Consider the following 13,838-nt stretch of genomic DNA (forward strand, 5'->3'; position numbering starts at 1 on the left):
GTCGGGCAAGGCGCCCGACCGGGTCGGCCGTCAGGACCGCGACTCGTGACCCCTGGTCGACTCGCTGGGTACCGGGAATTACCACCCGGGGCGGGAGTGGGTTGTGACCACACGGGCAGCACAGGCACAGGACCGGGTTCACCAGGATGACCGGATCGAGCATGCCGAGCAGGATCAGACACTGCGCACCTACGTGCTCGACACATCGGTGCTGCTGAGCGATCCGCGCGCGTTCTTCCGATTCGCGGAGCACAACGTCGTGGTCCCGGTGGTGGTCATCACCGAACTCGAAGGTAAGCGGCACGACCCAGAGATCGGCTACTTCGCGCGGCAGGCGCTGCGTCATCTCGATGAGTTGCGGGTCGAGCACGGGCGACTTGACTTCCCGGTTCCTGTCGGCGCCGGTGGGACGCTGCGCGTCGAGCTGAACAACACCAATCCCGATGCGCTGCCCTCGGGCATGCGGTTGGGAGACAACGACAGCCGCATCCTTGCCGTGGCCATGAACCTGGCATCCGACGGCCAGGAGGTCACCGTCGTCTCGAAAGACCTCCCGATGCGGGTCAAGGCGGCGTCCCTCGGCATCTCGGCCGAGGAGTACCTTGCCGAGCAGGCCGTCGACTCCGGCTGGACGGGCATTGCCACCATCGACATCTCCGGCGACGAACTCAGCGACCTCTACGAGAGCGAGGTCGGTACCAGCGAGCAGGTGATGGGCCTTCCCGTCAACACGGGCCTGATCATCCACTCAGAGCGGGGCTCGGGCCTCGGTCGTGTCACGGGCGATGGCGCTTTCCGGCTCGTGCGTGGCGACCGCGAGGTGTTCGGACTGCATGGTCGCTCGGCTGAGCAGCGCGTCGCGATCGATCTCCTTCTCGATCCGGAGGTCGGTATCGTGTCCCTCGGTGGCAGGGCCGGCACGGGCAAGTCTGCTCTTGCCTTGTGCGCGGCGCTCGAGGCGGTGCTCGAGCGGCAGCAGCAGCGCAAGATCATCGTCTTTCGTCCTCTGTTCGCGGTGGGCGGTCAGGAGCTCGGTTACCTGCCCGGCGACCAAGCCGAGAAGATGAATCCGTGGGGCCAAGCGGTGTTCGACACCCTCGGATCCGTGGTCTCTGGAAACGTCCTCGACGAGGTCGTCGAACGGGGGCTCCTGGAGGTCCTTCCGTTGACGCACATCCGAGGTCGCTCCCTTCACGACGCGTTCGTGATCGTCGATGAGGCCCAGTCACTCGAACGCAACGTGCTGCTGACAGTGCTCAGCCGCATCGGGCAGAACTCGCGAGTCGTTCTCACTCACGATGTCGGCCAGCGGGACAACCTGCGGGTGGGTCGCCACGACGGTGTCGCCTCGGTCATCGAGACGCTCAAGGGTCAGTCGCTGTTCGGGCATGTCACCCTCGTGCGGTCGGAACGTTCGGCAATCGCGGCTCTGGTCACCGACCTTCTGGAGTCGGGTGAGCTCTCCTGACGGTCGTATCGAACTCGCTCCGAGCGCACGCCAAGGAAACCATGAGAAGAGTCTCATCCTGAGGAGGGTCATCGGGGGGGCGGTGTCTGTCACCATGGGTGCAACGGGTTCCGCGAGCCCCCCAGATCGCGAGACCCTCCGGTCGGTGACCCCCCAATAACCGGCCCTGCCCCCGGCGACACCCCAGACGCCGGGGGCATTCTCGTTACTCCCAGCGGTAGCCGGCTCCGCGGACCGTCGCGATGTGGTGGGCGCCGAGCTTGCCGCGTAGGTAGCGCACGTACACGTCGACGACGTTCGACCCGGGATCGAAGTCCATCTCCCAGACGCGGCTGAGGAGCTGTTCGCGAGACAGCACCATCCCGGGGCTGCGGAGGAACTGCTCGGCGAGGGCGAACTCCCGCGCCGACAGCTCCACCTCGCGGCCTGCTACCAGAGCCCGACGCGACAGGAGATCGAGCGAAACCTCTCCGTGGACAATCGTCGTCCCGGCATCCGTCGGCATCTCGCGCAGCCGAGAGCGCACGCGCGCGAGAAGTTCCTCGAACGTGAACGGCTTCCGGATGTAGTCGTTCGCCCCGGACTCGAGGCCTTCGACAGTATCCCGGGTGCTGGTGCGGGCAGTGAGCATGATGATGGGCACCGTGCGACCCTCGCGACGAATCTGCCGAAGCACCTCGAGCCCGTCCACCGTGGGCAGACCGATATCGAGGAGGCCAAGGTCGATCCCCCCGACCCGAAGAAGGTCGAGCGCAGGTGGACCGTCGTCGACGACAACGACGTCGTAGCCCGCTGCGCGCAGCCCCCGCTCCACGAACGCTGAGATCTGCGGCTCGTCTTCTGCGATGAGGATCCTCGTCACCGCTTTCCCCCCTGATGGATCACGTCATCGGCGCGCACCGGCGACGGATAGGACGCGCCGCTGGTGTGCGGCACGTGGATCGTGAACGTTGCCCCACCCCCGGGGGTATCGGTCACCTCGCAACGGCCACCGTGGCCTTTCGCGATGGCATCGACGATTGCCAATCCCAACCCCGAGCCTCCCACACTTCGGCGTCGTCCCGCTCGGTCAAATCGACGAAAGATGCGATGACGCATTGCCGGCGGTACACCGGGACCGTGGTCGCGGACCCAGAAACGGACTTCTGCAGGGTCCGCTGCGCTGCCGATGTCGATCGGGCTCGCGTCGGGAGAGTACTTCGAGGCATTGTCTGCCAGCTGCAACCACGCTTGAAGGAGGCGGTCGCCGTCGCCGAGCATCCGCCCCGTCGCTCGATCGGTGACGCGCCAGTCGTGTCCGGGAATGACGGCAACCATGTCAGCCATCCGTGTGCTGAGAGTGGCAAGATCGATCTCATCAGACGCGTAGGTGTCGGTCTCTGCCGCTGCCAGCAGATCGATGTCTTCTACCAGTCGGTTGAGGCGATCGAGCTCAGCGATGCCGATCGCCCGGGTGGCTTCGACGTCGGCCGGATCCGAAGCATTCATGATTTCGAGGTGGCCGCGCACGATGGTGATCGGTGTCTTCAGCTCGTGCCGCACGTCATCCAGCAGCTGTCGCTGCGAGTCAACCGAACCCTCGAGGCGGTCGAGCATCGAGTTGACAGTCTGCGACAGCTCAGCGATGCCCTCGCCTCCATCGGAGGGCAGGCGGCGGCTGAGATCGGCGACCGTCATACTGTCAGCTGCTTCGCGGACTTCCGTGATCGACCGCAGTGCCGCGCCCGCGACGAACCAGCCGACGAGGGCCACGAGAGCAATGGTGAAGACGGATGCGACGCCAAAGGCGATCATGGGAATCAGCAGGCCATCCAGCGGCGTTCCGGCACGCCAGAGCGCCGCTGCCTGCACCGTGAACGTGACGCCCCCGACGAGGGCAAGGGCGACCGCGCACGCCAGGGCCACCCCCGTGACGATGCGGCGCCGAGCAGATCGCGGCCGCTGGGACCGTGTCATGGGGTGATTATCGCCCGGAGCACCGGCCCGGCGCATCCACGGCGACTCAGCCTGGGTGGGTCATCGAGAGCAAGTCGAGCTTCTCGTCGAGTTGCTCGAGGGTCAGCTCGCCGCGCTCGATGTAGCCCAGGGCAACGACGGCTTCCCGAATCGTGATCCCTTCGGCGACCGCGTGCTTGGCGATCTTGGCCGCCGCCTCGTAGCCGATCAGCTTGTTCAACGGCGTCACGATGGACGGCGACATGCCGGCAAAGGCTGAGGCGCGCTCGACGTTTGCTTCCAAACCCGCGATCGTCTTGTCTGCCAGGACCCGGACCGTGTTCGAGAGCAGCCTGATCGATTCGAGCAGCGCCGTTCCCATCACAGGGATCGCGACGTTCAGCTCGAATGCGCCCGAGGCTCCTGCCCAGGCGATCGTGGCGTCGTTGCCGATGATGCGCGCGCACACCATCAGGGTCGCTTCGGGGACGACGGGGTTCACCTTGCCGGGCATGATCGACGAGCCGGGCTGCAGGTCGGGAATCCGCAGTTCAGCGAGACCTGTGTTCGGGCCCGACCCCATCCACCGCAGGTCGTTGTTGATCTTCGTGAGCGACACCGCGATCGTCCGCAGCGCACCCGATGCTTCCACAAGCGCATCGCGGTTCGCCTGGGCTTCGAAGTGATCCTTGGCCTCGGTAATCGGCAGCTCGGTCTCGGCGACCAGGATCTCGAGCACCTTCTGCGGGAATCCAAGCGGAGTGTTGATTCCGGTTCCGACGGCGGTGCCGCCCAGCGGCACCTCGGCCACGTGGGGGATGACAGCCTGAACACGCTCGATGCCGAGACGGATCTGGCGCGCGTAGCCGCCGAACTCCTGGCCGAGGGTCACGGGAGTGGCATCCATGAGGTGAGTCCTGCCGGACTTCACGACGCTCTTCCAGAGTTCTGCCTTCTCTTCGAGGGCAACCGACAGGTGGTCAAGCGCGGGAATGAGGTCATCGATGAGCTCCTGGGTCACTGCGACGTGCACCGAGGTGGGAAAGACGTCGTTCGATGACTGCGAAGCGTTCACGTGGTCGTTGGGGTGCACGGTCTGGCCGAGGCTGCGCGTCGCCAGGGTAGCGAGGACCTCGTTCATGTTCATGTTCGACGACGTTCCGCTGCCGGTCTGGTACACGTCAATCGGGAACTGGTCGGCGTGCGCCCCCCCGATGATCTTGTCCGCCGCCGCTGCGATCGCTTCCGCGATCTGAGCGTCCAGGGTGCCGAGGTCTCGGTTGGCAAGCGCCGCGGCCTTCTTGATGCGTGCCAGCGCCACGATCTGCGCGGGGTCGAGCGCATCGCCCGAGATCGGGAAGTTCTCGACTGCCCGCTGGGTCTGTGCGGCATACAGTGCGTTCTTGGGCACCCGCACTTCGCCCATCGTGTCGTGTTCGATGCGGTACTCGATGTCAGTCACGTCCTCGTTCCTTCGCTTCAGGTGGATTCGGGCATCTGCCCGCAGTGATCAGGGGTTCTCGGCGGCGCCCACGATGACATCGGGGATCGCCGTTCCCTCCGACAGGCGATAGTTCGCGCCGACGATCGCGAGGGTTCCGGCGGCGACGGCATCGCTGATGAGCTCGGAGGAGTGGAGGAGCTCTGCGACGGTGTCACGCAGGTGCTCGCGGCCGACCTCTTCGGCGTCCACCGATCCGCCTTCGGAAGCGCGGATGACGCGCCTGACCGCCGGAACGATGGGTGCGATCTGTCGCCAGATGTGCGGCGGAAGAGAGGGGGCATCAGCGGTTGTGGACTCGATAGCTGCTGCCACGGCACCGCACTCGTCATGTCCGAGCACGACGATCAGGGGAACATCGAGAACCGCGACGGCGTACTCGAGGCTGCCCACGACAGAGTCGGAGATGACCTGACCGGCGTTTCGGACGACGAACAGGTCGCCGAGGCCCTGATCGAAGATGATCTCGGCCGCAAGGCGCGAGTCGGCGCACCCGAACAGCGCGGCACGCGGGCGTTGACCCCCGGCCAACTCGTGACGGCGCTCCACGTCCTGCCGGGGGTGTGAGGGGTCGCCCGAGACGAACCGGGCATTGCCTTCGCGCATGTCGCCCCACACCTCGGCGGGAGTCGCGATCGGCGTCATGAGTTCTCCTCCTGGGCGGTGACGATCTGATCGGCGAGACCGGCCGCGACCACGCGGAGGGTGTCGGCATCCGTTGCGCCGTAGACGAGGATTGTGTCGGCACCGGCGGTGGTGCTCAGAGCAGCCGAGATATTGCCGGCGCGAGCGGGGTCGGGGATGTCGTATTCGATCCACTCGACGCCGTCGATCGTCGTCGTGCCTGCGGCGTCAGCTCCCGAGAGCTCGCGTGTCGGCCATGTCGCGTCGGCGCCAAAGCCCTGGGAGACTCGCACGAACCCGGCGTCGTCGGCAGGGACGTAGAGCACCGTCCACGTACGCGGGTCGTCTCCCGCGACCCCGGCCGAGGTGACCAGCCAGGACTCGGGTACGACGGGGACGAGTGCGGTCGACCCCTCCAGCGTGCCCGAGACATCGGCGGCAACCGCGGCGACCTCGATCGGCTCTGGGGCTGGTGGCTCGCCGCGTGGCACGGCGAAGATGACGATCGCGACGATCCCGAGGGTGATGACGAGGGCAGCGATGAGATTGCGAAACGTCTGGCTCGAGCGATAGACGCGCGATGACTCGGCCTTGCGCGCCGCTGTCTCCTCGGGAGTTTCGGGGCGGCCGAGCTCGGCGACGATTCGCTCGCGCTGCGCCATCACGACTCGTCTCCGCTCGGCGAGGGCGTCGAGGCTGCGCGCGCAGCATCCAATCGTTGTTTCGCCCCGATGAGCCACTGCTCACATCGTGCCGCCAGAGCCTCGCCACGCTCCCAGAGCCGGAGCGACTCCTCGAGGGTCGGTGCGCCCTGCTCCAACGCTGCGACGACCCGAACCAGCTCGTCGCGAGCTTGTTCGAACGACAGGTCGTCGACGTCCCCCGGTGCAGGCGGGTTCGCGGCGGTCATGGCTTCCATCCTAGAGCGGCACGTCGGAGGCGCTGGTCTCGTCGACCTCGCCTGCTGAACGTGCAGCGAACGAGCCGCGCCCGAGCGTCACGGTGACGTCGGTACCGGCAGGCGCCTGCGCGGCGTCTCGGACGATGACCCCACCGGTGACGTGGGCGATGGCGTAGCCGCGGGCAAGAGTCGAAGCGGGGGACAGGGCGCGCACCGCCGCTCGCAGCTCCGCGGTCTGCCGAGTCTGCACGGCCACGGCTCGTTCGGCGTGGTCGCGCCCTCGCGCGACCAGGAGCTCGATGTGCTGCGCTCGCTGGGCCAGGGCGTTCTCGGGGTTGCGCAGCACGGGGCGCGAGCGAAGCTGCTCGAGTTGGGTGATGTCGTGACCCAGTCGCTGCGTCACCCTGGTCCGAGCGCGGCTGAGCAACTGGGACACGAGCGCCCTCTGCTCCGCAACATCAGGGACCACGCGCTTGGCGGCATCCGTCGGGGTGGATGCGCGCAGATCGGCGACATCGTCGAGGATCGGATGGTCGTTCTCGTGTCCGATCGCGCTGACCACAGGGGTGGATGCTGCCGCCACCGCCCGCACGAGCCGTTCGTCGCTGAATCCCAGGAGCGTCTGGGGATCCCCGCCGCCGCGGGCGATGATGATCACATCCACGTCGGGGTCAGCATCCAGGACCTTCAGAGCCGCGATCGTTTCGGGCACGCAGCGGTCACCCTGAACCGCCGCGTACTGCGTGCGGAACCGCACGCGCGGCCAGCGTAGTTCGGCGTTGCGGTGCACGTCCTTCTCGGCGTCCGAGTTCTCGCCCGTGATCAGGCCGATGAGGTGGGGGAGGAAGGGGAGCTGCTTCTTTCGGGCGGGATCGAAGAGCCCTTCGCCGCGCAGCTGGACCCGGAGCCGCTCGAGTCGCTCGAGCTGGTCGCCGAGCCCCACGTGCCGCATCGCCGAAACCGCAAAGCTGAAGTCGCCGGTGCGGGTGAAGTAGTCGGCTTTGACGCACGCAACGACGCGATCGCCGACGGCGAGGTCGCCGGGAAGTCGCTGGCGGGTACTCGACCAGATTCGGATGGAGATGGTCGCGTCGGTCGCGAGGTCTTTGATGCGTCCGAAGACGTTGCCGCCGCGAAGGTTCCACGATGTGATCTCGCCCTCGACCCACACCGATCCCCACGTTTCGACAAAACCGCGAATGGTCTCGCCCAGGCGAGCAACCGAGGTCGGCGACTGGGCGCTCGAATCCCGCGGATGCACCGAATCCGGCGGCGGAGCCTGGCCGGGAACGTGCTCGGGCTGAAACGTCGTCATGATCCCTTTCGGCTTGCCCGGCCCGCGCTCAGGCCGCCCCCGTAGAATCGGACCGATGAGCACTCCCGCGGTACACATGCCCATGCCCCGCGTTCCGCGGCGCCGTGAGCGCCTCCAGGATATCCCGGTCGATCGACCTAAGCGGGTGCTGCTTGCTGCGCCCCGGGGATACTGCGCGGGCGTGGATCGAGCCGTGATCGCGGTCGAAAAGGCACTCGAGCGATTCGGTGCGCCCGTCTACGTTCGCAAGCAGATCGTTCACAACATCCACGTCGTGACCGAGCTCGAACAGAAAGGTGCGATCTTCGTCGACGAGGTCGACGAAGTGCCGGAGGGCGCCCACGTCGTCTTCAGCGCGCACGGTGTGTCGCCGGCCGTCGTGCAGTCGGCAGCCGATCGCCAGTTGCAGGCAATCGACGCGACCTGCCCACTGGTCACGAAGGTTCACCGCGAAGCGGTGCGCTTCGCCCGTGACGAGTTCGAGATCCTCTTGATCGGTCACCTCGGTCATGAAGAGGTCGAGGGGACCGCTGGGGAGGCACCCGAGCACATCACGATTGTGAACTCGCCCGAGGAGGCCGACACGGTCGAGGTGCGGGATCCGTCCCGCGTGGTGTGGCTGTCGCAGACTACCCTCTCGGTGGACGAGACGATGGAGACCGTCAGGCGGTTGCGCGAGCGGTTCCCCGAGTTGCAGGATCCGCCCTCCGATGACATCTGCTACGCGACCCAGAACCGCCAGGTAGCCATCAAGAAGGTCGCGCAGGGCGCAGACCTGGTGATCGTGGTCGGTTCGGCAAACTCTTCCAACAGTGTGCGACTCGTCGAGGTCGCGCTCGAGTACGGCGCGAAGGCGGCTTACCGCGTCGATTACGCCGACGAAATTCGGCAGGAGTGGCTCGACGGCGTTGCCAGTGTCGGTGTCACCAGCGGCGCATCGGTTCCCGAGGTCCTGGTTCAGCAGGTACTCGAGGATCTCGCGGCCGCGGGCTACCGCGACGTCGAAGAGGTGCGCACTGCCGAGGAGGACCTGATGTTCTCGCTTCCCAAGGAACTGCGGCAGAGCTCGGGCGAACACCGGGGCGGACGCGTACGCGCATGAGCGACGACAAAGACGACCGACCCGAGCCGCAGTACGGCGTTTACGCGACACCGGAGGAGCAGCGAGCGCGCATCCAGAAGCCCGACGCGACGTGGTCGCTCGAGACCGGCGAGTCGGTGACGGATGCCGCGGCGTCGGCATCCCGGAGTAACGCAGACGCGGCAGCCCCCGCTTCGGTCGGGCCCGGACGCACGCGAGCCATCGACCGTATCGTCACCTTCGCCCTGCTCGCCTACGCGTTGGTCAACGTCGCTGTCGCCGCCCTCGCGCTCTTGGACTTCCCGCAGTACGCCGCAACGGTCTTCGAGGTCATGGGGATCCCCGGCGAGTTCACAAACCTCGATGGAGGACAGACCTGGGGCGCTGCAGCTGCCGTCGCGCTGATCATCGGCTACCTCATCACCGCGTGGTTCTCGGTGCGGCGGACCATGGCCGGCAAGATCGCGTGGTGGGTTCCGCTGGTCGGCGCCGTCGTGACTCATCTGGTCGTCGGCGCGCTGGCGATCGTTCCGCTCATGTCAGACCCCGCCTTCACCGCGTACCTGACCTCGATCTCCTGAGGCCAGATACGCGGGTCGGCTGACTGATCGCCGACGCGGCGAAACTCAGACCCCGAGCGACTTGCCCGCGGAACCGAGCTGCTGGGTGGCCTCGACGACGCGTGCCGCCATCGCGGACTCCGCCACCTTGCCCCATGCGCGGGGGTCGTAGGCCTTCTTGTTGCCGACCTCGCCGTCAACCTTCAAGACGCCGTCGTAGTTGCTGAACATGAAGCCGGCAACGGAGCGCGTGAACGCGTACTGCGTGTCGGTGTCGATGTTCATCTTGATCACGCCGTTCGCGACGGCCAGGGCGATCTCTTCCTCGGTCGAGCCGCTGCCACCGTGGAAGACGAGGTCCAGGGGCTTTGCCGCCGTGCCGAACTTCGCGGCGATACCCTCCTGGATCTCGCCGAGCAGTTCCGGCTTGAGCTTGACGTTGCCCGGCTTGTAGACGCCGTGCACGTTGCCGAAGGTGAGCGCGGCGATCCAGCGTCCCTGGTCTCCGAGGCCCAGTGCCTCAACCACCTGGGCGACGTCGCCGGTCGTGGTGTAGAGCGCGTCGTTCGTGCCCTCGTGCTTGACGCCATCCTCTTCGCCGCCGACGACGCCGATCTCGACCTCGAGGATCGCGTTGATGTTCTTCAGCCGGGGAAGCAGTTCCTTGGCGATCTCGATGTTCTCGCCCAGCGGGACCGCCGATCCATCCCACATGTGCGACTGGAAGATCGGCTCGCCACCGGCCTTCACCTGCTCTTCGGATGCTGCAAGCAGCGGCAGCACGAAGTCTTCGAGGGCGGGCTTGGGGCAGTGGTCGGTGTGCAGTGCGACAGTGATCGGGTAGTTCTTGGCGACCTCGGTGGCAAACTTCGCCATTGCGAGCGCTCCGGTGGCCCGCGCCTTGACGGTGTGCCCGGCGAAGTAATCGGCGCCGCCGGTCGTCACCTGCAGGATGCCGTCAGAACCGGCCTCGGCCAGACCCTGCAGCACGGCGTTGATGGACTGCGAGCTGGAGACGTTGATGGCCGGGTAGGCGAACCCGCCCGCCTTGGCGCGGTCGAGCATCTCGGCGTACTGGTCGGGGGTTGCGACGGGCATGAGTGCGCTCCTTGTCGGTGGGGAATCACCTCGGTGGGGGTTCACCGTCACTCTAGCGAAGCGCGTCAACGAGCGCCGAGGCGGTCGGCCGTGAGATTCCGTCGCGGCCGGGTGACCCCGAACCCAAACATGAAGGTTCTGCCATGTCGGCCGTTATTCACGGCCCGGCACGTAGGGTTGCGCGCATGGGAACTGTTTATTACGGAGGATCGGCGACCCCGATCTACATCGATGACCTCGCGCTTGCGCATCTCAAAGTGGTGATCGCCACGAAGCTGCGCCGCGGTGAGAGTTTCACGGTGTCGTGGCAGCACCCAGACGACCAGGAACCGGGGCGCACGACCCTGTGGTTGCATCCGTCCATTCCGTTGCGCTTCGTCTTCGATGAGCCGGAATCGCCGCAACTCAGTCGTGAATGGATCGAGGACCTGGCCAACTCGGCGAACTCGTCCGGGGGGATTCTCTTGGTGGCCCAGCACTTCGATGCGACGACTGCGCCCGTGGTGCGACCGTAGCCGCGAAAGGCGGCGCCGCTGGCGCTTCGAGCGGTCACAGCGGCGTGTGACCTCCATCGCTTTCTGACCTGGCAAGAACCGCAATTCTTACCTCAACCTCAGGGCGCAACCTCGCGGGCCCGGTCGCGAGCGTGGCTAGGGTGAAATCATGGTGAGCCTGACCGCAGACATGAGCCCATTGCATCCCGACCGGAACCTGGCTCTCGAGCTGGTCCGCGCGACCGAGGCTGCGGCGATCCGGTCGGTGCCTTTCATCGGCCGCGGCGCCAAAGAGGCAGCCGACGGCGCGGCGGTTGACGCGATGCGCGCGTTCCTCACCACCGTGAGCTTCGACGGCACCATCGTGATCGGCGAGGGCGAGAAGGATGACGCCCCCATGCTTTTCAACGGCGAGAGCGTCGGCAACGGCCGTGGTCCGAAGTGCGACGTCGCTGTCGACCCGATCGATGGGACCTCCCTGACGGCCGAGGGTCGCAATAACGCGCTCTCCGTGCTTGCCGTTTCGGATCACGGCACCATGCTCGACGCCTCGTCGGTCTTCTATATGGACAAGCTCGTGACCGGCCCCGCCGGTGTCGGCGTGGTCGACATCCGCCTCCCGATCGCGGAGAACATCCGCCTGCTCGCACAGGCGTTGGGAAAGCCGGTCGACGAGATCGTCGTTTCGGTCCTGAACCGTCCTCGTCACGACAAGCTCATCGAGGAGATCCGTGAGGCAGGTGCCGGCACGCGCCTCATGAGCGACGGCGATGTCGCGGGCGGGATCAACGCGGCCCGCCACAACGCACGCACCGACATGTGCGTGGGTATCGGAGGCAGCCCCGAGGGGATCGTCACGGCCTGCGCGATCAAGGCTCTTGGCGGTCACATCCAGGGCCGGCTCTGGCCTCGCAATGACGACGAGGCGCAGCGTGCTATCGATGCGGGCCTCAAGGTCGACGGACATATCTACGAGGCCGACGACATGGTTCGGGGCAACAACACGATCTTCGTTGCGACCGGCGTGACCAACGGCGAGCTCGTCGCCGGGGTTCGGCGTGAAGGTGGATACGTCTACACCGAAAGCGTCGTGCTCCGTGGGGCATCGGGGACGCTGCGTCGGATCTCGTCTGAGCACCTCGTGTCGAAGTGGCTCTGAGTCCCCGTGAGCACCCCGTTGCGTTGACGAGCGGCGCTCATCCCGGGCGCGGTGCGGCAGCCTCGGCGTGGACCTCTGGCAGAATCGGAGGAGTCCGAACCGAAGCGAGGAGTGACGCCATGTCGACACCACCGAGCGAAGACCGGAATCCCCGTACGGGACCGCACACCGGTGCTCAGGCCGTGATCGCCGATGCCAGCGATCCCGCACGACGGCCGGATGTCTTGTTCCGTGTTCGTCGCCCCGTGGGGCATCAACCCTCGGTGTGGTGGTCGATCGGAGCGTTCATCTTGGTCTCGGGCACGGTTGTCGCCCTGCTGAGCCTCATTCCCGGCGGTGCGTAGGCGCCTGAATACGACCCCTGATTTCGCCGAGCTCAGCGGTGATGCGAGCGGTGGGATCGTCTTCGGTCGTTACCTCAGATCCACTCGTGTCGCGCTCCGAATCCGGTTCCAAGAGTTCGAACGCCGTCAGGTGACGGGGTGATGACTCGATCGCTGCGGGGCCAGTGACGGCATCCAGTTTCGTGTCATCGATTCCGGGGAACTTCCTCGCCGTCACGAGCACGCGGGACTCGAGCGTTCCGGCGAAGCGATTGAAGGACTCGACAGTCCGCTCGATCGACCGGCGCAGGTCGTTGGCGTGCGATGCGAGGCCGCCGAGCCGCGTGAAGAGTTCATTGCCGAGATCGAACAGGCGTCTGGCGTCCGCGGTGACATCCTGCTGCGTCCAGGTGTAGGCGACGGTCTTCAGCACTGCCCACAGGTTGACCGGTGACGCCAGCGCGACGCGTCTCCCGAACGCGTAATCGAGCAACGTGGGGTCGGTATCCAGTGCCGTCGACAGCAGCGACTCGCTGGGCACGAAGCAGATCACAAACTCGGGACTCGAGGTCAAACCGGCCCAGTAGGTCTTCTTCGCGAGGGCGTCGACGTGTGCGCGCATGGCCTTGACGTGCTTGTCCATGAGCGCACGTCGGGATGCTGCTTCGGCGCCGACTGCGGTGTCGGGGACCGCTGCGGCCTCGAGGTAGGCGTCAAGTGGCACCTTGGCGTCGACGGCGATGGCCTTATCTCCCGGCAGGCGAATGATCATGTCGGGGCGGCCAGCGCCGGCATCCGTTTCGATCGTCGACTGGATGTCGAAATCGACATGCCGCGTCAGCCCCGCAGCCTCGACGACGCGGCGCAGCTGGGTCTCGCCCCAGACGCCTCGGGTGCTGCCGGAACGGAGGGCACTGGCAAGGCTCTCGGTCGTGGCGCGCAGAGCCTCATCGGACTGCTGCGCTCGCCGCAGCTGCTCGGCGATCGTGCCGTACTGGTTCTGGCGTTCGCGTTCGAGCTCGGCAACCGCCACCTGCATCGACTGCAGTGTCTCGCGCACCGGTTCGAGGGCGCGGAGGACCGATTGTTCGCGTCGCTCGCGTTCTTCGCGGACTGCTTGATCAGAGCGGGTCTGGGTGACGAGGTCGCGGTACCACTCCTTCTGCTGGGCCAGCTGCACGAGCGTCGCCTCGTGTGCGGCGGAGGTTGCGGCCAGCTGCTCGCGCACCGCGGCGAGCTGGGCTATCGATCGCGCCCGCGCCCCCGTCGCACCGAAGGCCCACCCCGCGATGAGGCCTGCCGCGAGGCTCCCGAGGATGATTCCCGACACCAGTAATGCGTCCATGTCGTCAGGATGCCGCGGGCCACCGACATCGCCG

Annotated in this window: 14 protein-coding genes and 1 pseudogene; 6 read left to right on the forward strand and 9 right to left on the reverse strand. The window is 66.5% G+C overall.

Annotation, left to right across the window (positions count from 1 at the left end; all coding sequences use genetic code 11):
- The first annotated feature begins 154 nt into the window (after positions 1-154).
- Entirely contained in the window at positions 155-1,468 is a 1,314-nt protein-coding gene (locus tag BGO47_RS02885) for a PhoH family protein (RefSeq protein WP_292708668.1), read from the forward strand.
- Positions 1,469-1,673: 205 nt separating this feature from the next.
- Here the strand turns inward: BGO47_RS02885 and BGO47_RS02890 are convergent, their stop codons facing one another.
- From BGO47_RS02890 to xseA, 7 genes and pseudogenes are all read right to left on the reverse strand, one after another.
- A complete protein-coding gene (locus BGO47_RS02890) occupies positions 1,674-2,330 on the reverse strand; it encodes a response regulator transcription factor (RefSeq protein ID WP_292708388.1) in 657 nt (218 codons plus the stop codon).
- Complete coding sequence (locus tag BGO47_RS02895) at positions 2,327-3,424, reverse strand: HAMP domain-containing sensor histidine kinase (RefSeq protein WP_292708390.1); 1,098 nt, start codon at positions 3,422-3,424, stop codon at positions 2,327-2,329. The genes BGO47_RS02890 and BGO47_RS02895 overlap by 4 nt, the downstream gene beginning before the upstream one ends.
- Before the next feature lie 46 nt (positions 3,425-3,470).
- Positions 3,471-4,865 (reverse strand): class II fumarate hydratase, encoded by a 1,395-nt coding sequence (locus BGO47_RS02900; protein ID WP_292708392.1) that lies wholly within the window; start codon positions 4,863-4,865, stop codon positions 3,471-3,473.
- A 48-nt stretch (positions 4,866-4,913) separates the two neighbouring features.
- Positions 4,914-5,537 (reverse strand): annotated as a pseudogene (locus BGO47_RS02905) (carbonic anhydrase); the annotation flags it as partial.
- Between the two features lie 8 nt (positions 5,538-5,545).
- Positions 5,546-6,190: a DUF4245 family protein gene (locus BGO47_RS02910; protein WP_292708394.1), complete on the reverse strand. Its 645-nt coding sequence runs from the start codon at positions 6,188-6,190 to the stop codon at positions 5,546-5,548.
- Positions 6,190-6,438, reverse strand: a complete 249-nt coding sequence (locus BGO47_RS02915) for an exodeoxyribonuclease VII small subunit (protein ID WP_366246868.1) — start codon at positions 6,436-6,438, stop codon at positions 6,190-6,192. Before BGO47_RS02915 ends, BGO47_RS02910 begins: the two co-directional genes overlap by 1 nt.
- Positions 6,439-6,448: 10 nt before the next feature.
- A complete protein-coding gene (gene xseA, locus BGO47_RS02920; protein WP_292708398.1) occupies positions 6,449-7,744 on the reverse strand; it encodes an exodeoxyribonuclease VII large subunit in 1,296 nt (431 codons plus the stop codon).
- A gap of 55 nt (positions 7,745-7,799) precedes the next feature.
- Here xseA and BGO47_RS02925 point away from each other — a divergent pair, with 55 nt between their 5' ends.
- Together BGO47_RS02925 and BGO47_RS02930 are read left to right on the forward strand one after the other, a co-directional pair.
- Positions 7,800-8,846, forward strand: a complete 1,047-nt coding sequence (locus BGO47_RS02925; protein ID WP_292708400.1) for a 4-hydroxy-3-methylbut-2-enyl diphosphate reductase — start codon at positions 7,800-7,802, stop codon at positions 8,844-8,846.
- The gene (locus tag BGO47_RS02930; RefSeq protein WP_292708402.1) at positions 8,843-9,406 is read left to right on the forward strand and encodes a DUF6264 family protein; all 564 of its coding nucleotides are present in this window, start codon (positions 8,843-8,845) and stop codon (positions 9,404-9,406) included. The genes BGO47_RS02925 and BGO47_RS02930 overlap by 4 nt, the downstream gene beginning before the upstream one ends.
- Before the next feature lie 45 nt (positions 9,407-9,451).
- Here the strand turns inward: BGO47_RS02930 and fbaA are convergent, their stop codons facing one another.
- Positions 9,452-10,483, reverse strand: a complete 1,032-nt coding sequence (gene fbaA / locus BGO47_RS02935) for a class II fructose-bisphosphate aldolase (RefSeq protein ID WP_292708404.1) — start codon at positions 10,481-10,483, stop codon at positions 9,452-9,454.
- A gap of 185 nt (positions 10,484-10,668) precedes the next feature.
- Here fbaA and BGO47_RS02940 point away from each other — a divergent pair, with 185 nt between their 5' ends.
- From BGO47_RS02940 to BGO47_RS02950, 3 genes are all read left to right on the forward strand, one after another.
- Positions 10,669-10,998 (forward strand): hypothetical protein, encoded by a 330-nt coding sequence (locus BGO47_RS02940; protein ID WP_292708406.1) that lies wholly within the window; start codon positions 10,669-10,671, stop codon positions 10,996-10,998.
- Positions 10,999-11,146: 148 nt separating this feature from the next.
- On the forward strand, positions 11,147-12,136 hold the full coding sequence (gene glpX / locus BGO47_RS02945; RefSeq protein WP_292708408.1) for a class II fructose-bisphosphatase: 990 nt from the start codon (positions 11,147-11,149) through the stop codon (positions 12,134-12,136).
- Positions 12,137-12,255: 119 nt separating this feature from the next.
- The gene (locus tag BGO47_RS02950) at positions 12,256-12,480 is read left to right on the forward strand and encodes a UDP-N-acetylmuramyl pentapeptide phosphotransferase (protein ID WP_292708410.1); all 225 of its coding nucleotides are present in this window, start codon (positions 12,256-12,258) and stop codon (positions 12,478-12,480) included.
- Here BGO47_RS02950 and BGO47_RS02955 read toward each other — a convergent pair.
- A complete protein-coding gene (locus BGO47_RS02955; protein WP_292708412.1) occupies positions 12,461-13,804 on the reverse strand; it encodes a DNA recombination protein RmuC in 1,344 nt (447 codons plus the stop codon). The two genes, BGO47_RS02950 and BGO47_RS02955, sit on opposite strands and share 20 nt — an antisense overlap.
- Positions 13,805-13,838: the final 34 nt, after the last annotated feature.

The organism is Microbacterium sp. 67-17 (assembly GCF_001898325.1).
GTDB lineage: Bacteria > Actinomycetota > Actinomycetes > Actinomycetales > Microbacteriaceae > Microbacterium > Microbacterium schleiferi.